The organism is Arthrobacter sp. APC 3897 (genome assembly GCF_030407495.1).
In the GTDB taxonomy this organism is placed as follows: Bacteria; Actinomycetota; Actinomycetes; order Actinomycetales; family Micrococcaceae; genus Arthrobacter_B.
This window is the reverse complement of sequence record NZ_JASDDG010000040.1, coordinates 1-25,095: the sequence shown is the minus strand read 5'-3', so window position 1 is coordinate 25,095 and position 25,095 is coordinate 1. Positions and strand designations below refer to the sequence as shown.

General features: G+C 64.6%; 20 protein-coding genes. 13 read left to right on the top strand and 7 right to left on the bottom strand.

Features of this window, described 5'->3' with window-relative positions; all coding sequences use genetic code 11:
- The first annotated feature begins 151 nt into the window (after positions 1 to 151).
- The 4 genes from QMA10_RS16495 (at position 152) to QMA10_RS16480 (ending at position 4,377) form a co-directional block, all read left to right on the top strand.
- On the top strand, positions 152 to 982 hold the full coding sequence (locus QMA10_RS16495) for a MaoC/PaaZ C-terminal domain-containing protein (RefSeq protein WP_290170112.1): 831 nt from the start codon (positions 152 to 154) through the stop codon (positions 980 to 982).
- A gap of 154 nt (positions 983 to 1,136) precedes the next feature.
- Complete coding sequence (locus QMA10_RS16490) at positions 1,137 to 1,925, top strand: electron transfer flavoprotein subunit beta/FixA family protein (protein WP_290170109.1); 789 nt, start codon at positions 1,137 to 1,139, stop codon at positions 1,923 to 1,925.
- Complete coding sequence (locus QMA10_RS16485; protein WP_290170106.1) at positions 1,922 to 2,914, top strand: electron transfer flavoprotein subunit alpha/FixB family protein; 993 nt, start codon at positions 1,922 to 1,924, stop codon at positions 2,912 to 2,914. Before QMA10_RS16490 ends, QMA10_RS16485 begins: the two co-directional genes overlap by 4 nt.
- Entirely contained in the window at positions 2,911 to 4,377 is a 1,467-nt protein-coding gene (locus tag QMA10_RS16480; protein ID WP_290170104.1) for a cytochrome b/b6 domain-containing protein, read from the top strand. Before QMA10_RS16485 ends, QMA10_RS16480 begins: the two co-directional genes overlap by 4 nt.
- A gap of 136 nt (positions 4,378 to 4,513) precedes the next feature.
- On the opposite strand, the gene QMA10_RS16475 is transcribed toward QMA10_RS16480, so the two are convergent.
- Entirely contained in the window at positions 4,514 to 6,346 is a 1,833-nt protein-coding gene (locus tag QMA10_RS16475) for an NAD(P)/FAD-dependent oxidoreductase (RefSeq protein WP_290170101.1), read from the bottom strand.
- Between the two features lie 156 nt (positions 6,347 to 6,502).
- Between QMA10_RS16475 and QMA10_RS16470 the strand changes: the two genes are divergently transcribed.
- From QMA10_RS16470 to QMA10_RS16460, 3 genes are all read left to right on the top strand, one after another.
- Positions 6,503 to 7,057, top strand: a complete 555-nt coding sequence (locus QMA10_RS16470; protein ID WP_290170099.1) for a MarR family transcriptional regulator — start codon at positions 6,503 to 6,505, stop codon at positions 7,055 to 7,057.
- Between the two features lie 340 nt (positions 7,058 to 7,397).
- A complete protein-coding gene (locus QMA10_RS16465; RefSeq protein WP_290170119.1) occupies positions 7,398 to 9,032 on the top strand; it encodes a ribonuclease J in 1,635 nt (544 codons plus the stop codon).
- 171 nt (positions 9,033 to 9,203) lie between these two features.
- Positions 9,204 to 10,583, top strand: coding sequence for an alpha-amylase family glycosyl hydrolase (locus QMA10_RS16460; RefSeq protein WP_290170097.1), 1,380 nt, complete (start codon positions 9,204 to 9,206; stop codon positions 10,581 to 10,583).
- 24 nt (positions 10,584 to 10,607) lie between these two features.
- Here QMA10_RS16460 and QMA10_RS16455 read toward each other — a convergent pair whose 3' ends face one another.
- Positions 10,608 to 12,038 (bottom strand): hypothetical protein, encoded by a 1,431-nt coding sequence (locus tag QMA10_RS16455; protein WP_290170096.1) that lies wholly within the window; start codon positions 12,036 to 12,038, stop codon positions 10,608 to 10,610.
- A 77-nt stretch (positions 12,039 to 12,115) separates the two neighbouring features.
- Entirely contained in the window at positions 12,116 to 12,601 is a 486-nt protein-coding gene (locus QMA10_RS16450; protein WP_290170117.1) for a DinB family protein, read from the bottom strand.
- Positions 12,602 to 13,274: 673 nt separating this feature from the next.
- Here QMA10_RS16450 and kdpF point away from each other — a divergent pair.
- From kdpF to QMA10_RS16420, 6 genes are read left to right on the top strand one after another with little or no spacing between them, the layout of a single operon-like run.
- A complete protein-coding gene (kdpF, locus tag QMA10_RS16445; RefSeq protein WP_290170094.1) occupies positions 13,275 to 13,364 on the top strand; it encodes a K(+)-transporting ATPase subunit F in 90 nt (29 codons plus the stop codon).
- The gene (gene kdpA / locus QMA10_RS16440; protein WP_290170092.1) at positions 13,364 to 15,025 is read left to right on the top strand and encodes a potassium-transporting ATPase subunit KdpA; all 1,662 of its coding nucleotides are present in this window, start codon (positions 13,364 to 13,366) and stop codon (positions 15,023 to 15,025) included. Before kdpF ends, kdpA begins: the two co-directional genes overlap by 1 nt.
- Positions 15,026 to 15,027: 2 nt before the next feature.
- Positions 15,028 to 17,268 carry a potassium-transporting ATPase subunit KdpB gene (kdpB, locus tag QMA10_RS16435; protein WP_290170090.1) on the top strand — a complete coding sequence of 747 codons (2,241 nt, stop codon included), beginning with the start codon at positions 15,028 to 15,030 and terminating at the stop codon, positions 17,266 to 17,268.
- 43 nt (positions 17,269 to 17,311) lie between these two features.
- On the top strand, positions 17,312 to 17,920 hold the full coding sequence (kdpC, locus tag QMA10_RS16430) for a potassium-transporting ATPase subunit KdpC (protein WP_290170088.1): 609 nt from the start codon (positions 17,312 to 17,314) through the stop codon (positions 17,918 to 17,920).
- A gap of 3 nt (positions 17,921 to 17,923) precedes the next feature.
- Positions 17,924 to 20,458, top strand: a complete 2,535-nt coding sequence (locus tag QMA10_RS16425) for an ATP-binding protein (RefSeq protein ID WP_290170086.1) — start codon at positions 17,924 to 17,926, stop codon at positions 20,456 to 20,458.
- Entirely contained in the window at positions 20,455 to 21,135 is a 681-nt protein-coding gene (locus tag QMA10_RS16420; protein WP_290170085.1) for a response regulator transcription factor, read from the top strand. The genes QMA10_RS16425 and QMA10_RS16420 overlap by 4 nt, the downstream gene beginning before the upstream one ends.
- Before the next feature lie 23 nt (positions 21,136 to 21,158).
- Here the strand turns inward: QMA10_RS16420 and QMA10_RS16415 are convergent, their stop codons facing one another.
- From QMA10_RS16415 to QMA10_RS16400, 4 genes are all read right to left on the bottom strand, one after another.
- Positions 21,159 to 22,766: a bifunctional aspartate transaminase/aspartate 4-decarboxylase gene (locus QMA10_RS16415; RefSeq protein WP_290170082.1), complete on the bottom strand. Its 1,608-nt coding sequence runs from the start codon at positions 22,764 to 22,766 to the stop codon at positions 21,159 to 21,161.
- Between the two features lie 192 nt (positions 22,767 to 22,958).
- Positions 22,959 to 23,213 carry a hypothetical protein gene (locus tag QMA10_RS16410; protein WP_290170080.1) on the bottom strand — a complete coding sequence of 85 codons (255 nt, stop codon included), beginning with the start codon at positions 23,211 to 23,213 and terminating at the stop codon, positions 22,959 to 22,961.
- 246 nt (positions 23,214 to 23,459) lie between these two features.
- Complete coding sequence (locus QMA10_RS16405; protein ID WP_290170079.1) at positions 23,460 to 24,194, bottom strand: DUF72 domain-containing protein; 735 nt, start codon at positions 24,192 to 24,194, stop codon at positions 23,460 to 23,462.
- Between the two features lie 37 nt (positions 24,195 to 24,231).
- Complete coding sequence (locus tag QMA10_RS16400; RefSeq protein ID WP_290170078.1) at positions 24,232 to 24,852, bottom strand: L-threonylcarbamoyladenylate synthase; 621 nt, start codon at positions 24,850 to 24,852, stop codon at positions 24,232 to 24,234.
- Positions 24,853 to 25,095: the final 243 nt, after the last annotated feature.

The window sequence follows — 25,095 nt, the reverse complement described above, 5'->3', positions numbered from 1 at the left end:
TTGAGATTGAGGGCGGCCGGATCTGCATCGAGGAGGGCTGGAACCACGGTCCCGCAACGGATGCGGGGGAGCGGTGGGAGGCTGCGGCCGCCGGCGAGGCCATTGAAAAACTGCTTCTTGACGCCGCGACGCCGGAAGGGGTGTACGGCGCATGAGCGCACAGACCTTTGCCGGGGAAGTCCCCGCTCCGGACCGCCGGGAAACTGCTGACGCCTGGTCAGGGCGCTTCCTGGGGGAACGCACTCTTGGCTACTCCGAGACCGATGCGATCCTCTATGCCCTTGCGGTCGGCGCTCCCGCCGGCGAACTGGACCTTGTCTTTGAGGACCGGCTGCGTGTCCTTCCTTCCTTCGGCCTGACCCTCGCACAGTGGGCTCCGGACCTGCTGGCAGGGCAGGGCGCCTTCGATAACCGCGCCGTCCACGGCTCCCAGGAGCTGACGGTCCTCAAGCCGCTGCCGCGCTCCGGTGAGCTGAAGCTGTCTGCCCGGGTGGGCGAGGTGTGGGACAAGGGATCGGCGGCCGTCTTCAATGTGCTCGTTGAGTGTGAATATTTTGTGGCCACCTGGAGTATCTTCGCTCCGGGAACCGGCGGCTACGACGGGGACCGGGGTCCCGGACGCACCCCGGCCCCGGCCGGTGAGCCCGCCGGGACTGCAGGTTTTCAGACCAGCCCCAACCAGGCCGCCCTGTACCGCCTGCTGGGGGACCGGCACCACATACATATCGATCCGCAGGCTGCGCGGCGCATCGGCCAGGACCGTCCGATCCTGCACGGGCTGGCCTCACTGGCGTCGGCAACACTGTCACTGGCAGGCATGGCCGGTGCCCACCCCGCGGACATCGTCCAGCTGGCGGGACGGTTTTCCGGCGTCGTCTTCCCCGGCGATGAGATGACCGTCCGGACCTGGGAAGACGGACGCTTCGATGCCCTGGTGGGGGACAAGCCCGTCATCAGCGACGGATTGGCGGTCTTTCGATGACGGTTCCACGTCGCGGAAAAATCACGGGCTATGACCCCGATCACAAAGAATTGACCGGTCTGCGATACGATCGCGGCGACGTCTGCCGAACGGTGACTGAGGTCTCAAAGGCCTTCAACAAGGAGTCGTTGACGACGATGCGAGAGGGAAAACAATGAAGATTATCGTTCTGATGAAAGAGGTTCCGGATACCTGGGGGGACCGCACCCTGAATCTGGAGACCGGCCTGCTGAACCGGGCCGGAAGCGAATTGGTGCTCGACGAGATCACCGAACGTGCACTTGAGGTTGCGCTGACGTACCGCGACAGCCAGAAAGACGCCGAGGTGATCCTGCTCGCCGTCGGCCCGTCAACGGTGCCCGCCAGCCTGCGCAAGGGCCTGGCGATGGGGGCGGACCGTGCCGTCCACGTCCAGGACGACGCGTTGCTGGGTGCAGACATGACCCTCACTGCCGAGGTGCTCGCTGCAGCTGTCCGGCAGATCGGCTTCGACCTGGTCATAGCTGGCAACATTTCCACTGACGGCGGCGGCGGCGTCCTGCCGTCGATGATCGCCGAACTGCTCGGCGTGGCGGGACTGACTTCCCTCAGCACCGTAGAGATCAGCGATTCCGGCGTTGCCGGGCGCAGGAACGTTGAATCGGGAACGTTCGAAGTAAGTGCCGCACTTCCGGCGGTTATCTCGATTACTGAAGCACTTCCGGATGCCCGCTTCTCCAACTTCAAGGGCATTATGGCGGCGAAGAAGAAGCCGTTTGAAACCCTAACCCTCGAGGATCTGGGCCTGGCCCCCGATGAGGCCGCCGCGCGGTCCATCATCCTGGCCGTGGCCGAGCGCCCCGCGCGCACTGCCGGCATCAAGATTGAAGACGACGGCGACGCCGGCCAGCAGCTGGCCGATTTCCTCACCCAGAACCAACTCATCAAAGGACGCTCAGAATGACCGGCTACCCCAGTGACTCCGTACTCGTGCTTGTTGACGTTGCGCCGTCGGGCAAGCTCCGCTCCAGCGCAGCCGAAGTAATCGGCGCGGCCTCCGTGGTGGGCACCCCCGTTGTACTGGCTGTTGCAGCCCCGGGAAGCGCAGACCTCATCGGCGCCGAGCTCGCCGCCCTCGGTGCGGCACACGTCCTGGTTGCTGAATCCGACGAGCTCGCCACGGCCATGGTTTCCCCCGTGGTCGACGCGCTCAGCGCAGCGGCAGCCGCCGTGGCTCCCGAAGCCGTGCTGGTCTCCAACTCCATCCAGGCGCGGGACGCCGCAGCACGCTTCGCCGCCCGTTCCGGTGCCGCACTGGCGGCGGACGCAGTTGGAGTTTCGCGTGACGAGGAGGGCATCGTTGCCCACCACTCGGTCTACGGCGGAGCCTACTCCGTGGATTCCGCGGTCACCGCCGGCACCCTCGTCATCACGCTGCGGCAGGGCTCTTCCAGCGTCCGGGCCGAAGCGAAGGAAGCGAACATCGAGCTGCTTTCGGTCCAGGCCTCCGGCGTGCCCGACGGCGTCATCTCCAGTTACGAGGAAACCGCCGTCGCTTCGGCACGCCCGGAGCTGCGCGGTGCAGACGTGGTGGTGTCCGGCGGCCGCGGCCTGGGCTCCATTGAGAACTTCGCGCTGGTCGAGGAACTGGCCGATGCGCTGGGCGGAGCCATCGGTGCTTCGCGCGCTGCTGTGGACGCCGGCTACGTGCCCCAGACTTCGCAGGTTGGACAGACCGGCGTGACAGTTGCCCCGCAGCTCTACATTGCGCTCGGCATCTCCGGTGCCATCCAGCACCGGGCCGGCATGCAGACCGCCAAAACCATTGTCGCGATCAATAAGGACGCAGATGCGCCCATCTTTGAGATTGCCGACTTTGGCGTGGTGGGAGACCTGTTCTCCGTTGTGCCGCAGCTGGTGAAAGCCATCGAAGCGAAACGGGCGGCAGTTTGACAAGACAGGGCCTGCCCCGGACTCCCGGAGCGGGCCCGGCCGCGGAACAGAACGAGAAGCGGGATGCGCAGGAGCCCGCCGCCAAGGGGTCTGCACCTGATGCAGCCGCCAACGGGTCTGCGCCAAACGAAGCGGCGTCCAACGGGCCTGCTGCCAAGCCCGCCGGACGCCGGCAGGGACTGCCGCGCCCCGGCGCAAATGCCCAGCCGCCCGGCACAGCTGCCCAACCGGCAGCTCCGCAGGCGTCTGCAGCCAGCCCGGCTGCAGGTCCGGCTAATTCGGCTGCGCCCGCCGCTCCTGCGAGTCCGGCTGCAACACCGGCAACACCGGGCCGCCGCCAGGGCATGCCGCGTGCGGCTGCGGGTACGTCGCCTGCCGCACCCGCTGCGGGCGCAACCGCGCCTGCGGCAGCTTCATCCGGGACAGCATCATCCGGGGCAGCCGCACCGGCACGCGGTACCCGCACCGGTTTGACAGCAGCTGCCGCACCCGCAAAGGCGGCGGCACCCGCACGCGGACCGGCCGCGGCGCCGCCCCAGGCACCGGCGCCTGCTGCGCCGTCGTCGGGCCCTAACCGTGCGGGCAGCCGGCTGGGCAAAGCAGGCATAGCGGCGGTGGGGCTGCTCGTCCTCTTTGGTGCGGCCGTGCTGCTGGCACGCTGGCTGGTAACCCTTGAGCCGGTGCAGGGTTTCCTTGACCGTTATCCGGGGGAGAGCCACCTGCCGGACGGGGCGCCCGTGGGGTTGCCGGCCTGGCTGGGATGGCAGCATTTCTTCAACGTTTTCCTCATGGTCCTGATTATCCGGTCAGGATGGCAGGTCCGCACCCAGCGCAAACCGCCGGCATCGTGGACTCCCAAACGGGGGAAAAATCCGAAGAAGATCAGCATCACTCTGTGGCTGCACCAGTCACTGGACCTCCTCTGGCTGATCAACGGCGGCATCTTCATAGTGCTGCTCGCGGTCACCGGACAGTGGATGCGGGTTGTTCCCACAAGCTGGGACGTCTTCCCGAACGCCCTCTCCGCGGGACTCCAGTATCTTTCGCTGGACTGGCCTACGGAAAACGGCTGGGTCAACTACAACAGCCTGCAGGTCCTGGCCTACTTCGTCACCATCTTCATCGCCGCTCCGCTGGCAGCACTGAGCGGGTACCGGATGTCGGATCTGTGGCCGGCCAAGGCCAAGGGCCTGACCAAGGTGTACCCGGTTGAGGTGGCCCGGGCCATCCACTTCCCCGTGATGCTGTACTTCGTGGGCTTCATTATTGTCCACGTGGCGCTGGTGCTGTCCACCGGTGCGCTGCGGAACCTCAACCACATGTACGGTGCGCAGGACACGGTGAACTGGTTCGGGTTCTGGATGTTCTTTGCGTCGCTGCTGGTGATAGCCGGCGGCTGGTTCGCGGCCCGTCCGCTGGTGCTTGCGCCCATCGCCTCCCTGTTCGGCAAGGTCGGACGCTAACCGGCGCACAATCGGAAGCACTCCACAGCCCTAGGCACTCCACAGCCCTAGGCACTCCACACACCGGAAGCACTCCGGACGGCAGCCACCCGTCCGGAGTGCTTTTGCATGTGCGGGAAGGAAAGCGTGCCCGCTCCTAGGCCCGCTGGCGCTCCTTGACGGCCAGTACGTCCTGGATTTCCTCCCGGCGCCACTTCTTCAGCAGGCGGTGGAACGCCACCGGACCGGGGCCGTAGGAAAAGCTGACGGGCGGGGGATTGCCTTCCCGGTTGTAATAGCCGGGCGTGCATTCAGCCTGGAATTTCCGGTTGTTCGGAGAAAGCTCCTGGATGGTCCGGCACCACTGGTCCTCGGCCTCCGCGGCCGGCTCGATGAAGTCGGCACCAACCTCGCGCCCCTTGGTGATCACAGCGGCAATGTGGTTGGCCTGTTCCATCAGGATGTGCACGAAGTTCACCGAGTTGGCGTTCTGCAGCGAACCGAGGTGAAACAGGTTGGGGAAGCCGTGGGAGTAGAAGCCGTGGAGGGTCCTCGGACCCCGGCCCCAGGCTTCGAGCAGCGTGCGGCCGCCGCGGCCGGTCACCGGCATGGCGCCTGATGTCACGCCCGAAACTCCCACCTCGAAACCGGTGGCGAAAATGACGCAGTCCACCTCATACTCGGCGTCACCGACCACGATGGAGTTCTCCGTCATGCGGGTGATGCCGCCGAAGTCGGCCGTGTCCACCAGCGTGACGTTTGGGCGGTTGAAGGCCTCCAGATAGAAGTCGCTGAAGGTTGGCCGCTTGCACATGTAGCGGTACCAGGGCTTCAACAATTGCGCAGTGGCCGGATCCTTGACGACCTCGTCCACCCGCGCCCGAATGGAGTTCATCTTGCGGAAGTCCACCAGTTCATCGATGCGTTCCCGTTCCTCTGGCGAGACGGAAGTGTCGACGGCGCCGCTGACCACCTTGCGCTGAAGCTGCGCGGTGGAGGTCCACCCGTCCTGGATGAGGTCCTGCTCCACCGGTTCTCCGGAAACCTGGGCCAGGAAGTTTTCCATGCGTTCCTGCTGCCAGCCCGGCTGCAGGGACGCAGCCCACTCCGGGTCCGTAGGTCGGTTGTCGCGAACGTCCACCGAGGAGGGGGTGCGCTGGAAGACCAGGAGCTGCTCGGCGTCGCGCGCCACCATGGGGATGACCTGGATGCCCGTGGCTCCGGTGCCAACCACGGCCACTTTTTTGTCAGCCAGTTTGTTGAGGTTGCCGAACTGGTCGCCGCCGGTGTAGCTGTAGTCCCAGCGGCTGGTGTGGAACGTATGCCCCTCGAAGGAGTCGATGCCGGGGATGCCGGGAAGCTTCGGCTGGGTCAGGGTTCCGGAAGAGGTAATCACCTGGCGCGCGCGCATGCGGTCGCCGCGGTCGGTCTCGACGACCCACTCGACGGCGTCTTCATCCCACATCAGGTTGGTGACCCGGGTGTGGAAGACGGCGTCACGGTACAGATCAAAGGTCCGCGCGATGGCGACAGCGTGCTGCCGGATTTCCTCGCCGGGAGCATACCGTTCGCTGGGCATGCCGCCGACTTCCTCCAGCAGCGGCAGGTACACATAGGACTCAATGTCACACCGGATGCCGGGGTAGCGGTTCCAGTACCAGGTTCCGCCGAAATCTCCGGCTTCGTCCATCATGCGGATATCCTCAATGCCCGCCTGCCGTAGCCGGGCGCCGGTGACCAGTCCGCCGAAACCGCCTCCAATAACAAGGACCTCCACGGCGTCCGTCAGCGGTTCACGGTCAGCCCTTTCGGTGTACGGATCAACGGCGTAGTAGCCGAAGGAGCCCGTTGCCGGCTGGTACTGGGCGGCGCCGTCGGGCCGGATCCGCCGGTCCCGTTCCGCCTTGTATTTTGCCCGCAGCGCATCAACGTCCACCCCTTCGCCCAGCAATTCATTCGAGACACCTTGGACAGGGTTATGCGTGCTCATCTGTTGTCCTCACGTTGGATGAGGGCATTCACGGCCGGGCCCCCAACCCATGACCGGAACACCGTTTGTTATCAACCACTTCAAAATGGTTAGGGTCAGCCTAACCATCTTGGCTGAACGTTTCCTGATCCGTCCCGCCGGAACTACGGTGAGGAGATGACCGATGGAACCGATGCCCGGCAAGAACGCCAGCGACTGGTCAACAGCCTGGAAAACCTTGGGGTTGCCTTCCAGGCGACCACGCTTCCAGTGCTGCTTGACTCGCTCCTCTCCACGGAATTGACCATCCAGCAGCTGAAAGTGCTGGCGGTTCTGGCCACGACCGAGAACGGTGCCACCGGCCGGGGACTGGCAGACACCTTCGGCGTTTCCCTGGCCTCCATGTCCGGACTTATTGACCGCCTGGTGGCCCAGGGTGCGGCCGCCCGTTCCCAGGATGAGACGGACGGGCGGGTGCGCAGGATCCAGGCCACACCGCTGGGTTTGGCACTCGTGCGGCGCCTCATGTCCGCCCGGCCTGAACTGAGCGGGGACATTCTCGCCCGGCTGCCGCTGGAGGACCTTCGAGCATTGGAACAGGGGATGCGTGCCGTGCACCGGTACTCTGTTCTGAATGCCGGTCCGAACCCAAGCCCTAACCCCGGCTCGGACTCCGGTTCGGACTCCGCGCCGGCCCCTCCGAAGGACCCCCGCGTGCCGCGGTTGCGCTGACCACGGCACCTGCCCGTGCGGACCCCGTTCGCCGGCTGTGAAAGAGCGGATGCGGTAAAGCCGCAAGATAATGAGATGATAAGAGATGTCCGTAGGTTTTGGACGACTCCACCCGTCAGGGTCCCTGCCCGTTTTGGAAAAACGGCGGCGGCCCAGGCCCGGGATGCGCAGGGTTGCGCGGGCCCGGTGGAGTCGGTGCTGAAGACGGACCCTAGACCTTTTGGTGTCGCAGCCTAGTGCTGCAGCGCCCCAGTAAAACCCGTACCCGACGAAAGAAACACCATCCGTGAATAGAACACCTGCCGCATTGAAAGCCCCCCGGGAACTCGCCAATGGAACCATGCGTATTGTTGCGCTGGGTGGTATCGGTGAAATCGGCAGAAACATGACCGTCTTTGAGTATGACGGCAAACTGCTGATCGTTGACTGCGGCGTGCTTTTCCCTGAGGAAATCCACCCCGGCGTCAACCTGATCCTCCCCGACTTCTCCTACATCCGGGACCGCCTGGATGACGTTGTGGGCGTGGTTCTGACCCATGGCCACGAAGACCACATCGGCGGCATTCCCTACCTGCTGCGTGAGCGCTCCGACATTCCCCTGATCGGCTCCAAGCTGACGCTGGCCTTTGTTGAAGCCAAGCTCAAGGAACACCGCATCACCCCGAAGCTAATCCAGGTCAAGGAAGGCGACCGCCGGACCATGGGCGGCTTCGACCTGGAGTTCGTGGCTGTCAACCACTCCATCCCGGACAGCCTGGCCGTTGCCATCCGCACCCCTGCGGGCATGGTGCTGCACACCGGTGACTTCAAGATGGACCAGTTCCCGCTGGACCGCCGCATCACCGACCTCGCCGGTTTCGCCCGCCTTGGCGCTGAAGGCGTAGACCTGTTCCTCACCGACTCCACCAACGCCGACGTGCCCGGCTTCATGGCTTCGGAGAAGGAACTGGCTCCCGCCATCGACCAGGTGTTCCGCACCGCGCCGCGCCGGATCATCGTCTCCAGCTTTGCCAGCCACATCCACCGGATCCAGCAGGTCATCGACGCTGCCGACCGCTACAAGCGCAAGGTGGCCTTTGTGGGCCGCTCTATGGTCCGCAACATGACCATTGCCGAGGAACTGGGCTACCTGAACATCCCCAAGGGTCTCCTGGTGGACTTCAAGCAGCTGCAGCGCTCGGATGACCACAAGGTGGTCCTGATCTGCACCGGCTCGCAGGGTGAGCCCCTCGCCGCCCTGTCCCGGATGGCCAACAAGGACCACGCTATCCGCATCCATGAGGGTGACACCGTCCTGCTGGCCAGCTCGCTGATCCCGGGCAACGAGAACGCCATTTACGGCGTCATCAACTCCCTGACCAAACTGGGCGCCAACGTGGTTCACAAGGGCAACGCCAAGGTGCATGTCTCCGGACACGCCAGCGCCGGCGAGCTCGCGTACTGCTACAACATCGTGAAGCCGCGCAACGTCATGCCGGTCCACGGCGAATGGCGCCATCTGAAGGCCAACCAGGCCGTCGCCGTCGCTACCGGCATGGACCCGCGCGACGTCGTTATTGCCGAAGACGGCGTCACCGTTGACCTGCGCCGCGGCCGGGCAACGATCTCGGGCAAGATTCCCGTGGGCCTGGTATTTGTGGACGGCGACAGCGTCGGACACACCACCGAGGACGATCTCAAGGAGCGCATGCAGCTCTCCGAGCAGGGCTCAGTCACTGTCCTGGCCCTCATCGATCCGGACACCAACACGGTGGCCGAGCCGCCGGAGCTCTTCATCAAGGGCTTCGCCTGCACCCCGGGCGACGTCAAGAAGGCCGAAGCCGCCATCGAAAAGGCCATCAACGACGCCGCAGGCCGCGGACGCGGCGGCCGCAGCGAAGATCCGGAGGCGATCATCGAACGCGCCACGGCAAACTGGATGCGCCGCTTCTACAACCGCACACCGGCCATCACGGCCATCGTCGTGGATGCCTAAAGCAGCAAGCGTTCAGGGACAGTAGTCCCGGCAACACAGCGGGGGAGGGGCCGGCGTCGTACTGCGACGCCGGCCCCTCCTTCTGCGTTTCCCTCAGTGTGCAGCAGTAAGGGTACTGATGGCAGACTGGGGAGCAGGGTTGTGCACGCTACGCGAAGGGAACTGACGCATATGAGGACGACGCCGGACTGGGTACGGCATGTGCTGTGGTGGCACGTCTATCCGCTGGGATTCACCGGAGCGGAGAAGGCGGCCCTCACAGAGGCGGTGCCCGGGGTCCGGCACAGGCTGCCCCACCTGACGGCCTGGCTGGATTACGCCGTTGAGCTCGGCCTGTCCGGCATTGCCCTCGGGCCGGTGTTCGCCTCGGAAACGCACGGCTATGACACCGCGGACTATTACCGGATCGACCCGCGGCTGGGGGACGATGCGGACTTTGACACCCTGATCAGCGAAGCCCGGGCCCGCGGCCTGCGGGTACTGCTGGACGGCGTCTTCAACCACACCGGACGCACCTTCGCTCCGTTCCGGGAAGCGCTTGAGCAGGGACCGGAAGCGCCTGCCTCGAACTGGTTCTCTTTCTCCTGGCCCGACGGATGGACACCGGGCACCGAACCCGGCTACGCGGACTTTGAAGGGCACCACCAGCTGGTTGCCCTCAACCACGCGGAGCCGGCCGTCGCCGAATTCGTGGCAGACGTCATGAAGCACTGGCTGCGGCGCGGAGTCGACGGCTGGCGCCTGGATGCCGCGTATGCCGTGCCCTCCGCATTTTGGGCCCGGGTGCTGGACGATGTCCGTTCGGAGTTCCCTGAGGCCTATTTTGTGGGTGAGTACATCCACGGCGATTACCCGGCCGAGGTGGAAAACGGAAACCTGGACTCCGTGACGCAGTACGAGCTGTGGAAAGCGATCTGGAGCTCTCTGACGGACGCGAATTTCTACGAACTTGCTGCAGCGCTGGAGCGGCACAATAACTTCCTGGACACGTTCGTGCCGCTCACCTTCGCGGGCAACCACGACGTCACGCGTATCGCCAGCCGCCTGGAACCGGCCCCAGGGGAAAGCGCGTCCCGGCTGGCCCATGCCCTGGTGCTGCTGTTTACCCTGCCTGGTACTCCGGCCGTCTACTACGGCGACGAGCAGGGCTACCGCGGCATCAAGGAAGACCGTGCCGGGGGAGACGACGACATCCGGCCGGTATTTCCCGCTGGCCCCGGCGAGCTCTCCGGCCTTGGCAGGCCGGTGTACCAGCTGCACCGGGACCTGATTGGCCTGCGCCGCCGGCATCCCTGGCTCCATGATGCCCGGACGCGGGTGCACGAACTCACCAACGAGCAGCTGGTTTATGAGGTGCACGACGACGGCAACTCGCTGTTCGTCGCCCTGAACCTTGCTGGCCAGGCGGCTTCAGTCCCGGTACCGGGCGCTGCCCGGGAGGTGTTGGCAGGGGAATCCGGTTTGGACCCCGAGGCCAACACCCTGACCCTGCCGCCCAACTCCTGGGCGGTGCTGGGGACGGCGGGGGACGGCGGCTCCCAGCCCGGTTAGACCGACTCCAGGAAGAAATCAGTCTCAGTTTCCAGCCTTAGGTGCGAATTCGAGGTTCACGTCCCGGATTTGGTAGACGTGTTCCACAGACGGCGGTGCATTTTTGGCACTGCTTCTAGTGGATTTGAGTACCCCGACCAGCTTCACGTCAGCTGAAAACGTTGCCTGAGGGGAGTCAGCGGGCACCTGATACCAGACCTCCTGGCCACCCCCGAAGAAGCCGTTGTCGACGTCGCCGAGTTCCCCGGCAATGCTCTTACCGGCTATCTGCAGGGTGGGGGTTTCTATTGTCTTGGTCAGCCCATACACCCCTCGGTCATAGCCTTTCCCATCCCATTCGGGTCCGATGGTGTTCGTGCTGAGGTTGACTTTCAGCCAGGACATCCCAGCCGCGGGCCACTTCCGCTCCTGGTCGTATGCAAGCCGTTCGGCCTGTACCTTGTAGTTCAGGCTCCCGGAGAAGGTGTTATCCGCCTCAGCTTCGTTAATTCTCCTGTCGCCGCTCCGGCTCTCGGACTCCTTTGGTTCGGTCTCCAAATCGCTGTACAGGCCGGCGGCAACGCTCTCATCCACACGGGAAAGATCCGACAGCGACAAGTCCTGATCCAATCCGTCATAGGTCAGCCGGAGGAGTGCCTTTTCGAGATCCCCGGACACCGGAACAACCACTGATTGCCCGTCCACAGTTTCGACGGGATACGTCTTGTCCCCAACGACTACCGCCATCGCGGATACGTCTGAAGAAGGCTCAAAACCAGTTAAAGCCGAGAAGTTGATCGTCAGAAACTGCGTTCCCTCGGGGGCCTGCTGTCGATTGCTGGCGCCCCCTATGCGATTCGACATTTCAGTGCTGACAACGCTCACAGTGCCTATCGGACTTTTCAGGATCCCGGGCTTCGCGTTCGAAGAATCTGCTTGAACCGGCGCCTGCCCGACGGGCAGCCAAAACGCTTTGTCCTTTTCAGCTACCGGAGCGTCCGGTTCTTTCAGGGCCATCTCAGCGGGCGGCTCTTTGTCATCTGGCCTGTACAGGTCAGTGTTCGCCTGCAGCTGCTGATTGGGGACAAAGCTGGTTTCGCTTTTTAGGGAGAACTTATCCTTGCCGGCAGCAATTGCCTCCCACTGCGCACCGTCCCATGTCGTCTCGTCATTGCCGAGATAATGAATGGGTCCGCAGACTGCCGTCTCGGCGACTGTCTCATCATTCACCTGGAGATAGCAGCGAGAGTCATCGGAGACCGTAGCCTCCACCCCGTTAGCAACGGATTGTTTCCAGGCAGCGTCAATTTCCTCCATCGATTTTTCGACTTCGGAAAGTTCCTGGCCGTTATAGATTAGCGGCGGACCGCCGCAGCCAGCCAAAGCCATTACCGAGACAAATCCCGCTGCGCCAGCAGCCGTAAGTTTCCTCTTCATGTATGTTTCCCCCGTTGAAATGATGCACTGCTGCTTCACGCTGGAACCCTACCTGCCGGGGAAACGTTTTAAGGCGCTTGTGGATAACATCGGCATGTTGCCGGAGTGGCTGCAGGCTAGGCGCTCACGCGGCTGCGGCGAACAATAATCTGTTCGCGCAGAATGTCCGCGTGACCGCAGTGCTGCGCCAACTCGCGGAGGACGTGAAGGTAAATCCACCGCATCGGCAGCGGTCCGCGGCGGTTCCCGTACACAATGTCGTCGAGGTCCCGTCCGGCTGCTGCTTTTCGCGACGCTGCACAGACCCGGAGGTAGGCGGACAGCACTGAGTCGATGGTGTCTTCCGGAAGCAGGTCGAAGGATTCGTCCGGGCCGGAGGGACAGCCGATGTCAGCCCTGGAGTGGCCGGTAATGGCCTCATCAAACCAGACCTGCTCCACGAATGTCGCGTGTTTGACCAGTCCCAGCAGCGTCGTCTTGGACGGGACCAGGGGAGTGCGCGCTTCCTCCTCGCTCATGCCCTCCAAACAGAGGCCAAGGTCCCTGCGGTGGTGATCAATAAACAAATGCAGCTGTGCTGCCAGCGGTGCGGCGAAAGCCACGGGCTCGTCGCTTGATGACGTGCTTCCGCCTGAATCCGGCCGGGTCCGGAAAAGCTTGGTGTGCTTGCGGACCAGATCGGCATGCTGCGGGAGAAGCTCCGGGCTACGCGGACCAAGCAAATTCACCAGCGGCTCGTACCATCTCAGAACGCACAGCGCGTTCAGGCGGCCGAAGGCGATGATTTCATCCTGGGAGAGATCCTCCCCGTTGATGAGGCGAACGACGGCGCCTTCGGCTCGGGCACCTTTGATGGCCAGGGCGAGGTCAGCACCGGCAATGCGGGTGTCCTCCCATGGGCGCAGGGGCTCGCCGGGGCGGTAGTTGGATGATTCCTGAATACCCTCGGGCAACTTTTCCATGCCTGACCCTAACAGCCACCCCGCGCTCATCGGGTCAGCGCCTGTGCGGCCGGAATCCGGGTCGCCGCCGCAATCATTCAACTCCCGGAAATGTATTTCGTTATGGTTCACTCCCGGAGCGTGAGGAAACCGTGAGGATTTCAAAAGCCGGCTCTGACAAGGCGTCTAATCGAAACGGCGTCCGCGCCCATGGCGCCTGTCCGGCGGCATGAGATCGAATCCCGGGGGTTCCCTTGTTAGACGTTGTTGTTGTGCTGGGAGTAGCGGCTTTCTTTGCCGCCTTGTTCCTGTGCGTCGGAGCGGTGGAGAAGCTGTGATCTTCTTCGACTTTCTCGCCCTGGCCCTGGCCGTTGCTGCCGCCGGTTACCTGTTGGCGGCGTTGCTCCGCCCGGAGCGGTTCTGATGAGCGTGTGGCCGGCTGCGGCCTCTTTCGCGCTGGTGGCCCTGCTGCTGGCGGCCCTGTACCGTCCGCTGGGCGATTACATGGCCCGGTTCTACGCTTCGGACCGAAACCTGGCGGTGGAACGGGGCTTCTACCGCTTGATCGGCGTGGATCCGGGATCCCGGCAGTCTTGGCAGTCTTATCTGCGCAGCATCCTGGCCTTCTCCGCCGTCGGACTCCTGCTTGTCTATGCACTGCAGCGCACCCAGCATCTGCTGCCCGGATCCCTGGGCCTGCCGGCCGTGTCTGAAGGCCTCGCCTTCAACACCGCGGCGTCCTTTGTGGCCAACACCAACTGGCAGTCGTATTCCCCGGAAGTGACGGTGGGGTACACGGTCCAGATGGCGGGACTGGCTGTGCAGAACTTCCTTTCGGCAGCGGTTGGCCTGGCCGTGGCTGTTGCGCTGGTCCGGGCCTTCGCATCCCGGAAGGAAACCACCATCGGCAACTTCTGGACGGACATGACACGGTCCGTGCTGCGTCTGCTGCTGCCCCTTGCCTTCGTCAGTGCGCTGCTCCTGCTCGCGGGCGGCGTCATCCAGAACTTCAACGGCTTCACCTCCGTTTCCGGTTTGGCCGGCGGCACCTCAACGATTCCGGGTGGTCCGGTTGCGTCCCAGGAAGCCATCAAGCTCCTGGGCACCAACGGCGGCGGATTCTTCAATGCCAATTCCTCACATCCGTTTGAGAACCCGTCCGCCTGGACCAATCTGCTCCAGGTGGTTCTGATGCTGGCCATTCCATTCAGCCTGCCGCGCACTTTCGGGACCATGATCGGAGACCGGAAACAGGGATACGCGATCCTCACGGCCATGGCCGCCATCTTCACAGTCTCCCTGGCCACGATGACGGCCCTTGAATTCGCAGCCTCTTCGGGGGAAGCCGGCTCCATGGAAGGCAAGGAACAGCGGTTCGGCATCGCCGGTTCCACTCTGTTCGGTACCACCAGCACGGCCACCTCCACCGGCGCGGTGAACTCGATGCATGACAGCTTCAGTCCGCTCGGCGGGATGATGGCCATGCTGAACATGATGCTCGGCGAAGTGGCTCCGGGCGGCGTGGGATCCGGGCTGTACGGCATGCTGGTCCTGGCACTGGTGGCCTCCTTCATCGCCGGCCTTCTGGTGGGCCGCACGCCCGAGTACCTGGGCAAGAAGATCGGGCCGCGGGAGATCAAGCTGGCCAGCCTCTACCTGCTGACCATGCCCACCCTCGTCCTGACCGGAACGGCACTGAGTTTTGCGGTGCCGGGCATCCGCGAGGATGTCCAGGGCATCTCCATCTACAATCCCGGACTGCACGGTTTCAGCGAGGTGCTCTACGCCTTCACGTCGGCGGCGAACAACAACGGGTCGGCGTTTGCCGGATTGACGGCCAACACTCCATGGCTCAACACCGCCCTCGGCCTGGCCATGCTGCTGGGCCGGTTCCTGCCGATGATCTTCATCCTGGCCCTGGCGGGTTCCCTGGCGGCGCAGGACCATGTTCCCGTCAGCGCGGGAACACTTCCCACCCACCGGCCGCAGGCAGTAATCATGCTTTCCGGCGTCACCGTCATCGTGACCGCCCTGACCTTCTTTCCCGTACTCGCGCTGGGTCCCCTGGCGGAAGGGTTGCTCTAACCATGTCCACAGTGACAAGCAGAACCGATAAGACCGGCCGCCACTCACCGGACGGCCCGCAGTCCGACGACCCGGCAGGAAACCGGCCGCCCGTCCCGGGGAACCCGGTACCGGGCCGCAGCGGCTTTTCGGCCGCGCAGTTGGGTGCGGCTTTCCCCGGTGCCCTGCGCAAGCTCGATCCGCGCATCATGTGGCACACACCCGTGATGTTCATTGTGGAAGCGGGCGCCGCGCTGATTACCGCCATTGCGGTGGCGGAGTCGGTCACCGGCGGTGCGGAGACCTCAGGCGGCAGCGCAGTGCCCGGGGCTTTCACCTGGCTAATTGCGGGATGGCTCTGGGCGACCGTCATCTTCGCCAACCTGGCCGAATCCGTTGCCGAAGGCCGCGGAAAAGCCCAGGCCGCCTCGCTGCGGGCCACCCGAACCACCACCCCCGCCCGGCGGGTAACCAACTATGACGCCGCGGGGGATCCCTCCGCGTCCCGCACGGCAGTGGAAGAAGTTGCGTCGGCTGATCTGGTGCTCGACGACGTCGTGGTGGTCACTGCCGGCGGCATCATCCCCGGCGACGGCGACATCATTGACGGCATTGCCTCCGTGGACGAATCCGCAATCACCGGCGAATCCGCCCCGGTGGTCCGCGAATCCGGCGGCGACCGGTCGGCGGTCACCGGCGGAACCCGGGTGCTTTCGGACCGCATCGTGGTGCGGATTACCAGCAAGCCCGGTGAGACCTTCGTGGACCGCATGATCCGCCTGGTGGAAGGGGCCGCCCGGCAGAAAACTCCGAACGAGATCGCCCTGGACATCCTGCTTGCCACCCTGTCCCTGATCTTCCTCGTGGTGGTGGTGACCCTAAACCCGCTGGCCGGATATTCCGGTGCGTCCGTCAGCATTCCGGTGCTGGTGGCACTGCTGGTCTGCCTCATCCCGACGACCATCGGGGCACTGCTCTCGGCCATCGGCATCGCCGGCATGGACCGGCTCGTCCAGCACAACGTACTGGCCATGTCCGGCCGCGCCGTTGAGGCCGCCGGCGACGTGACCACCCTGCTGCTGGATAAGACCGGCACCATCACGTACGGCAACCGGCAGGCCGCGGCCTTTATCCCGGTGGCGGGGGCGGACCGCGATGAGCTGATCCGGGCCGCGGTCCTGGCTTCGGCCGAGGACCCCACGCCCGAGGGCAAGTCGATTGTGGACCTGGCCGCAGGCATGGGCGTTACACCCGTGAAGGAAGCCAACGCCGTCAGCGTTCCGTTTACCGCCCAAACCCGCATGAGCGGCCTGGACTATGCAGATGAAACAAAGGGAGCCACCGGAACACAGATCCGCAAGGGTGCCGGCTCGGCCGTGATGGACTGGGTCTCTGAATCCGGCGGAATCGACGTCGATGTGCTGTCAGACCTGACCTATCAGGTGGACAAGATCTCGGCCGGCGGCGGTACGCCGCTGGTGGTGGCCGTCCGGGAGTCCGACGGCGGCACCACCGGCAGCAGCGCCCGGATCCTCGGCGTCGTGCACCTGAAAGACGTCGTCAAGGACGGACTGAAGGACCGCTTCGCCGAGCTGCGGCGGATGGGTATCCGCACCGTGATGATCACGGGAGACAATCCGCGCACCGCCAAGGCAATTGCTGCGGAAGCCGGGGTGGATGACTTCCTGGCCGAAGCCACGCCGGAGGACAAGATGGCCCTGATCCGCAGGGAACAGGCCAACGGCCAGCTGGTGGCCATGACCGGGGACGGCACCAACGACGCCCCCGCCCTGGCCCAGGCCGATGTGGGGGTGGCCATGAACACCGGAACCTCGGCGGCCAAGGAAGCCGGAAACATGGTGGACCTGGACTCGGACCCCACCAAGCTGATCGACATTGTCCGGATCGGCAAGCAGCTGCTGATCACCCGCGGGGCATTGACCACCTTCTCGATCGCCAATGACGTGGCCAAGTACTTCGCGATCATTCCCGCCATGTTCATGGGCGTTTTTCCGGGACTGGCCGTCCTGAACGTCATGAACCTGCACTCGCCGGCGTCAGCGATCCTTTCCGCCGTAATCTTCAACGCCCTGGTGATCATTGCCCTGATCCCGCTGGCGCTGCGGGGCGTGAAGTACCGGGCTGCGGGCGCCTCCGCGGTCCTGACCCGGAACCTGCTGGTCTTCGGAGCCGGCGGGGTGGCGGCGCCGTTCATCGGCATCAAGCTCATCGACCTCGCCGTATCACTGATCCCGGGGTTCTGATCATGGGCACAGACACCGTCCAAGACAACAAAAAGGAAAAACTATGAGCACCGCACGCGCGTCCGCACGGCAGCTGGGTGCAGCAGTCCGCGCCGTCATCATCCTGACCCTGGCTTTGGGACTCGTCTATCCGCTGGCGGTCACCGGCATCGCCCGGATGACCGTGAACTCCCGGGCAAACGGATCGGTGGTCTCGCTGGACGGGCAGCCCGTGGGATCAGCCCTGATCGGCCAGTCCTTCACGGATGCCGGCGGCGCAGCCCTGCCCGAGTGGTTCCAGTCCCGCCCCTCGGCCGCCGGTGACGGATACGACGGCGGAGCCTCCAGCGGTTCCAATCTGGGCCCTGCGAATCCGGATTTGGCCGCGGCGATCGGCGAACGCCGCGAGGCCGTCGCCGAACTCGAGGGTGTGGATCCCGGCGACGTGCCCGCGGATGCCCTGACGGCGTCGTCGTCGGGCCTGGATCCCCACATCAGTCCCGAATATGCGCTCCTTCAGGTGGAGCGGGTGGCAGCCGCGCGCGGCCTGGACCCGGACGATGTCCGGGCACTGGTGGACTCGGCTGTGGAGAGCCGGCGCGGGGGAGTGCTGGGAGAACCCGCCGTCAACGTGTTGCAGCTCAACATTGCCCTGTTGGAGTTGGACACTTAGAAAATGACAAGAGGACAACTCCGGGTATTCCTGGGCGCTGCGCCCGGAGTCGGCAAGACCTACACCATGCTCGAAGAGGGCCGCCGCCTCCGCGATGAAGGCAGGGACGTGGTGGCGGCGCTGGTGGAGACCCATGGCCGCGCCGCCACCGCGGCCATGGCCGAAGGACTGGAAACAGTTGCTCCGGTACGGGTGGATCACCGCGGCCTGCTGCTGTCGGAACTTGACCTGCCGGAAGTGCTGGCACGCCGTCCGGACTATGCACTGGTGGACGAGCTCGCCCACACCAACGCTCCGGGACTGGACCATGCCAAACGCTGGCAGGATGTCCAGACACTGCTGGACGCGGGCATCAACGTCCTGTCCACCGTCAACATCCAGCACATTGAGTCACTGAACGACGTCATTGAACAAATCACCGGGACCGTGCAGCGCGAGACGGTTCCGGATTCCGTCCTTCGTTCCGCGGACCAGGTGGAGTTGGTGGACATTGCGCCGCAGCTGCTGCGCGGGAGGCTCTCCCAGGGCATCGTTTATCCCGCCGGACGGGTGGACGCAGCGCTTTCCAACTACTTCCGCCTCGGCAACCTCACGGCGCTGCGCGAGCTGGCCCTGCTGTGGTTGGCAGATGAAGTGGACAGCGCGCTGAACCGGTACCGCGCCGAGAACGGGATCAGCAGCAAATGGGAAGCCCGGGAACGCGTAGTGGTGGCCCTGACCGGCGGGCCGGAAGGGCAGACGCTGGTGCGCCGCGGTGCCAGGATTGCGGCCAGGTCCGCCGGCGGGGACCTCCTTGCCGTCCATGTGACCACCCCCGACGGGCTGCGGGACGGACATCCGGGCGAACTTGCCGCACAGCGGGCACTGGTGGAAAAACTCGGCGGAACTTTCCACCAGGTGGTGGGCGGAGATATTCCGCATGCACTCGTGGACTTTGCCCGCGGAGTCAATGCCACGCAGCTGGTGATTGGCGTCAGCCGCCGGCCCCGGATGCAGGCGCTGCTCACCGGGCCGGGGATTGGCGCCACTGTAGTGCGGGAGTCCGGGGACATTGACGTACACATCGTGAACCATGCGGCAGCGGGCAGGCGCCCGGCCCTGCCCCGGCTGGGCGGTGCCCTCACCGCCCGGCGCCGCCTGTGGGGGCTGGCGCTGGCGCTGGCCGGCGGACCGCTCCTGACCTGGGTGCTGGTTACCATGAGCACACCGGAATCCATCACGGGGGATGTGCTGAGCTACCAGTTACTGGTCATTGTGGTGGCACTGGCCGGCGGGATCTGGCCGGCACTGTTCGCTGCCCTCCTGTCCGGAATAACCCTGGACTATTTCTTTATCCAGCCGCTGTACACGGTCACTGTAGCCACGCCCGCCCACGTCCTGGCGCTGGTGCTCTACATCGTCAATGCCGTGCTGGTGAGTTTTGTGGTGGACCGTGCAGCCCGGCGTTCCCGAACTGCGCGCCGTGCGGCGGCTGAGTCCGAACTGCTGGCGTCAGTGGCCGGTAACGTGCTGCGCGGGGAGGACGCCCTTGCGGCGCTGGTGGGCCGCACCCGTGAGGCCTTCAGCCTCGACGCCGTGCGCCTGGTGGCCGACGGCGGTGAACTCTCCTCCTCCGGTGCGGCGGCAGGCCAGGGCGCATCCCTGGCCCTGCCGGTGGGGGAACGGGCGGTGCTGGAACTGTTTGGCCGGGATCTTGAAGCGGCTGACCGCCGGCTCCTGGACGTGATTGCCGCCCAGCTGGAAGCGGCACTGGACTACGGCGACCTCACTGAGACCGCTGAGGGACTGGGCTCCCTCGCTGCGGCCGACAAGGTCCGCACCGCGCTGCTGGCCGCCGTCGGGCACGATCTTCGCCGGCCGCTCACAGCCGCCACCGCCGCGGTGACCGGTCTGCGCGCACCGGATGTGCACTGGAGCGAACAGGACCGGGCCGAGCTGCTGGCAACGGCCGAGGAGTCCCTGGCCACTCTTTCGGGCCTGGTAACGAGCCTGCTCGATGTCAGCCGCCTGCAGGCCGGAGTCCTGGGCGTTTCGCTGGCGCCGCTGGATACTGCCGAAGCGGTGCTCCCGGCGCTGGAGGAGCTGGGGCTGGGACCGGCCGAGGTGGAGCTCGAGATTCCGCCGGGCCTGCCGCCGGTTCTGGCCGATGCCGTACTGCTGCAGCGCGTGCTCGTGAACCTGCTGGCGAACGCAGTCCGCTTCTCGCCGCCGGATGCCAAGGTGGTCCTGGCCGCAAGCGCCTTTGCAGGCCGGGTGGAAGTGCGCGTCATAGACTGTGGGCCGGGGATACCCCCGGAACGGTTGGAAGATGTTTTCCTGCCCTTCCAGCGTCTGGGGGACACCGACAACCAGACCGGACTGGGACTGGGCCTTGCCCTGGCTAAGGGCTTTATGGAAGGAATGAGGGGAACGCTGGAAACCGAGGACACCCCCGGAGGCGGATTAACCATGGTGCTGTCCTTGCCGGCGTCTGCCGGCACCGCGGCATCCCCGGGTGCCGGAGAAGCGACGAGCGCAGCAGAGTCCGGTGCAGCATGAAGATCCTCGTTGCTGACGACGACGTACAGATCCTCCGCGCCCTTCGCATCACCCTGTCCGCTTACGGGTACGAGGTTGTCACGGCACCCGACGGCGCAGCTGCCGTCCGCAGGGCCGTTGAGGAACATCCTGAGCTGATCGTGCTGGACCTGGGCATGCCGCGGCTCAGCGGAATGGAGGTCATCGAGGCGGTCCGCGGCTGGAGCCGGGCACCGATCCTGGTGATTTCCGGGCGCACGGACTCCTCCGACAAGGTCCGTGCACTGGACCTTGGGGCGGACGACTACGTCACCAAGCCCTTTTCCACCGAGGAGCTGATGGCCCGCATCCGTGCCCTGACCCGCCGGCATCCGGCGGCTCCGGAACAGCCTGAAGTGGTGTTCGGCGATGTCCGCGTGGATCTGAATGCAAAGGCGGTGACGCGGGTGTCCGACGGGTCCGCCATCCGCCTGACTCCCACCGAGTGGCGGCTGCTCGAGGCGCTGGTACAGCATCCGGGGCGCCTGGTCAGCCAGTCCGCCCTGCTGACCGAGGTGTGGGGTCCGGGAACTACTGACACGGGCTACCTTCGGCTGTACATGGGACAGCTGCGGCGCAAGCTGGAGGCCGATCCGGCGTCGCCGGTCCATCTGGTCACCGAGCACGGACTGGGGTGCCGGTTTGTGCCGGCGGGTTGAAGGCCCCCCGGCTGAACCGGTTCCTAGCCACCGGACTGAAACGAACGGTGATAGTCCTCCAGAATGTGGCGGGTGGCAGCTCCGATGGCGCGGTATTCGAAGTCTGTGAGGTTCGCGAGTGACACCCTCGCGGAGGGGGCGACGACGTCGAACCCCTTTCCGGGCAGCAGCACCACGCCCGTTTCTGAAGCCAGGCGCATCAGGAAGCGCATCCCCAGGTCCGGACGGGAGGCAAGCCATTCCCGGAACTCCTCTCCGTAGAGCCGGCCGCCGAGCTTCCGCAGGTCTATCAGGCTGTAGTAGCCGACGTCTTCGGGCTGTGGTTCGGGAGCCACGCCCATGCTCCGGTACAGAGTGGCATAGCGTCCGCGGACCAGCGCCTTGGCGGCGTCCTGGTAACGGTCCAGCCTGTCCATGAGCCCGTGCAGGGCGAAGAGCACCATCTGCAGCTGCTGCGGACCCGACAAACCGGCGGTGTGGTTCAGTGCCACGGACCGGCTGTCTGCCACCAGCCGATCAATGAACTTCAGCCCGGGGACGTCCGTGGTGAGCGAGGAGTAGCGCGCTTCCAGCCGGTCCTTTTCGGTGCGCGGCAGGTCTTGCAGCAGGTCATCGATGACGTTTTGCCGGTGCAGCGCAATGGTGCCCAGCCGCCAGCCCGTGGCCCCGAAGTACTTGGAGAAGGAATAGACGCACAGGGTGTTCCGCGGACAGGCGGCAAAGACCGAGACAAAATCATCGGCAAACGTGGCATATACGTCGTCGGTGATGATGATCAGATCCGGCCGTTCCTTCGCCACCAGCTCTGACAGCAGGTCCAGGACCGCCTGCGGCTGCTTGGAAGAAGGAGGGTTGCTGGGGTTGACCAGACAGAAGACCTTCACCGACGGATCCAGCAGTTTCTCCAGCTCAGCCTCCGGCAGCCGCCAGTCCTCCGACTCGTCCATGGCCACCTGGACCACTTCCAGCCCGTAGTCCGGCAGCCGCGGGATCTCCAGATACGGCGAGAAGATAGGCGTGGCGAGGGCGATCCGGTCACCTGGAACCAGCAGGCCGTTGACCGCGAGGCTCGAGAAGATATAGCTCATGGCTGCCGTGCCGCCCTCAGTCGGGAAGACATCGAAGTTCTCCGCCGGAGTTTCACCTCCCAGCAGCTCCTGTTCCAGATAAGCGCGGAGGACCTCCTGCGTCTGTGGCAAGACCCGCGGCGGAGTCGGATAAATGCAGCCAAGGAACGCCGAGACCATCTCCTCCAGGAACACTTCCCGGTTCAGCCCCAGCCGATCATGGACGTAGCTCACCGCAGAGCGCAGGAACTGCAGGCCCACGCGCTGCGGATCGTTCGCCACAAAGGTGTTGAACCGCCCCAGCATCCCGTCCTGTTCGGGCAGTCCGCCGAACCCGCTGTCCAGATACGAGTACGAACGTTCGGATTCAGACACGGCAAAGTTGCCTAGCGCCAGGAAAGCGCGGCGCGGCAGGGTGGCCAGGAAGTTTGGATTTCCGCGGCCGGCGTTCAGCATCAGCCGTTCGGTATCCGAGGATGCAAGTGCTATCAGCCGGTCCTTTAGTTCAAACGGGCTCAGCGCACCCAGCGCGGACAAGTCCTGATCGGCCGGATTTTCTGTCATGGTGCTCCTGACCTCGCATGCGGCGGCGGGCCGGCGGGGTCCGGGCGCTGCCACCCGGCACTGTGCCCTGTGGCGTCCACACTCCTGTCACTGGAAAGAGGTGTCAAGGGATTGGATCAGGTTGACACGTACCGCACCGGTCTTTGGACTGTCCGGCGAGCTCGGCAGGACACGCAGGAGCCCGGCGCGGCGTTAGGCGTTCGCCATGGGTGCCTGCTCGAGGTTCTCCCTGACAGGCCCGGCGGCCGGGGCATCGCGCCGGTCAAGTTCTTCCGTAACGAACTCGAGGCGGAAGGAGGTTTCAGGCTCCGTTTCTCCCTCTTGCCGATATTCGTACTCGGCTTGGCGGTGGAGCCTGCTGTTCAGAATTTCCAGGTCATCATCAGACAGCGTTTCGAGATGCTCGGGAAACGGGTCATTGGGGGTGAGTCTGCTGAAGAAAGTCATGTCACCAATCAAGGTTGGACGTGCCGGCAAAGCTCGGCGGACGTCGGGCGAAGAGGAATCCGGAGATTGCGTCATGGGCCGATCTGACAGCCCAGACAGTGGAACCTGAGTAACGAGAGTTGTGGTCCGCAGTGTTCTCAACGGTCACTCTTCACTGTCGAGGGTACCCGTATTCGGCGCCGCCGCCTACGGATACCGGGAATCGGCGCTTTCGTGTCGGGCCCTGTTCCCAGACGCGGGCAGGTGTCACACGCCGGCAACCAGCATTGAGCGCAGCGTCCGGGCATTGCGGACGGCGTGACCCTCGCCGTCGTTGTTGAAGTAGACGTACACGTCCTTGCCCAAGTGCTGCCACTCGCGGATCCGATCGGCCCACCACTGCAGGTCTTCGTCGCGGTAGGAGCCTGCGTAGAGGTGCTCCTGATCAGGGCCGTGCATCCGCACGTAGACGAACGACGCCGTGGCACGCAGATTGCAGGGCAGATGGGCTCCGCTCATGACGGTATACGCGGCGTCATGCCGTTCAAGGAGGCTGTAGACCTCGTCGGTTTCCCAACTCGGATGGCGGAATTCGACGGCGGTCCTGATGCCGGGTGGAAGGGAGCGCAGGAAGTAGTCCAGGCGTGCGTCGTCGCGCTCCATGTTGGGAGGCAATTGAACAATCAGGACCCCGGCTTTGGCGCCCAGCTCTTTCCAGCAGCGGCTGATCCTGCTGATCCATTCTTCGGGTTCGCGAAGCTTGCGCGCGTGGGTCAGGCCGCGCGGTGCCTTGACTGAGAAGGAGTAGTTATCCGGCAATCTGTCCCGATAGGCGGCAAAGGCGGGCTCGCGGGGCCACCGGTAGAAACTGCCATTGAACTCGACGGTATTGAACTCGGCAGCATAGGTCTCCAACCAGAGACGGTTTGGCAATCCGGGCGGATACAGGACCTTCCGCCAATCCGCGTAACTCCAGCCGGACGTGCCGATGTGTAACGCCATACCCCTAGCCTGCCACCCCGCTTACTCGCTCCGTGTCCTACTCAAATCGTGCGGGGTCGCCGGTTCCGTAGCGCACAATTTCAGGTTCGCCGCTGGAAAAGTCGATGACGGTGGTGAGATCCGGCGGGCAGAATCCTGCGTCCAGGACAGCTTCAACCTGATGATCCAGCCGTTCCTTGATTTCCCAGCCCTCGGTCAGGGGATCCTCCTCGCCGGGGAGAAGGAGCGTGCTCGAGATCAGCGGTTCGCCCAGTTCTTCCAGCAGCGCCAAGACGACTTTGTTGTTCGGAATGCGGACGCCCACTGTTTTCTTCTTGGGCTGTGAGAGCCAGCGCGGCACTTCTTTTACTGCCGGCAGGATGAAGGTGTAGCTCCCGGGAGTGACGGCCTTGATGCTGCGGAAAACGTCATTGTCCATTTTCACGAACTGGCCGAGCTGTGCGAAGTCATGGCACATCAGCGTGAAGTGGTGCTTGTCGCTGAGGTGACGGATGGACCGGATACGGTCCAAAGCGTCCTTATTGTTCAGCTGTGCGCCCAACGCGTAACAGGAATCTGTGGGATAGGCGATCAGCCCACCGGAACGCAGAATGGCGGCCACCTGGCCGATGGTGCGTTGCTGCGGGTTTTCAGGGTGAATGTCGAAATAGCGTGCCATAACACGAGCTTACAACCGGGGCCTGCGGGGTTCTCCTTCCGGGGACGGGTAAGGCGGCTTCCGGGGAGGGATATGGCGGCGGTGATCCAAGAGTGCTTGCTCAGAAGGGCGGTGGATCCTCTGGATCGCCACCCGGCAGTTCACCTGCGGAGCTCAAGCCGGGCGAGGCCAGGGTGAGGTGCGGATCGGTCCGGTAGGTCAGCCCGCCGGGCGACGTCCACTCAATAATCCCCGGGACACGCT

Coding starts and splice junctions, on each gene's coding strand:
- QMA10_RS16495 (WP_290170112.1), top strand. CDS start 152: ATGAGCGCACAGACCTTTGCCGGGGAAGTCCCCGCTCCGGACCGCCGG.
- QMA10_RS16490 (WP_290170109.1), top strand. CDS start 1,137: ATGAAGATTATCGTTCTGATGAAAGAGGTTCCGGATACCTGGGGGGAC.
- QMA10_RS16485 (WP_290170106.1), top strand. CDS start 1,922: ATGACCGGCTACCCCAGTGACTCCGTACTCGTGCTTGTTGACGTTGCG.
- QMA10_RS16475 (WP_290170101.1), bottom strand. CDS start 6,346: ATGAGCACGCATAACCCTGTCCAAGGTGTCTCGAATGAATTGCTGGGC.
- QMA10_RS16470 (WP_290170099.1), top strand. CDS start 6,503: ATGACCGATGGAACCGATGCCCGGCAAGAACGCCAGCGACTGGTCAAC.
- QMA10_RS16465 (WP_290170119.1), top strand. CDS start 7,398: ATGCGTATTGTTGCGCTGGGTGGTATCGGTGAAATCGGCAGAAACATG.
- QMA10_RS16460 (WP_290170097.1), top strand. CDS start 9,204: ATGAGGACGACGCCGGACTGGGTACGGCATGTGCTGTGGTGGCACGTC.
- kdpA (WP_290170092.1), top strand. CDS start 13,364: ATGAGCGTGTGGCCGGCTGCGGCCTCTTTCGCGCTGGTGGCCCTGCTG.
- kdpB (WP_290170090.1), top strand. CDS start 15,028: ATGTCCACAGTGACAAGCAGAACCGATAAGACCGGCCGCCACTCACCG.
- kdpC (WP_290170088.1), top strand. CDS start 17,312: ATGAGCACCGCACGCGCGTCCGCACGGCAGCTGGGTGCAGCAGTCCGC.
- QMA10_RS16425 (WP_290170086.1), top strand. CDS start 17,924: ATGACAAGAGGACAACTCCGGGTATTCCTGGGCGCTGCGCCCGGAGTC.
- QMA10_RS16420 (WP_290170085.1), top strand. CDS start 20,455: ATGAAGATCCTCGTTGCTGACGACGACGTACAGATCCTCCGCGCCCTT.
- QMA10_RS16415 (WP_290170082.1), bottom strand. CDS start 22,766: ATGACAGAAAATCCGGCCGATCAGGACTTGTCCGCGCTGGGTGCGCTG.
- QMA10_RS16410 (WP_290170080.1), bottom strand. CDS start 23,213: ATGACTTTCTTCAGCAGACTCACCCCCAATGACCCGTTTCCCGAGCAT.
- QMA10_RS16405 (WP_290170079.1), bottom strand. CDS start 24,194: ATGGCGTTACACATCGGCACGTCCGGCTGGAGTTACGCGGATTGGCGG.
- QMA10_RS16400 (WP_290170078.1), bottom strand. CDS start 24,852: ATGGCACGCTATTTCGACATTCACCCTGAAAACCCGCAGCAACGCACC.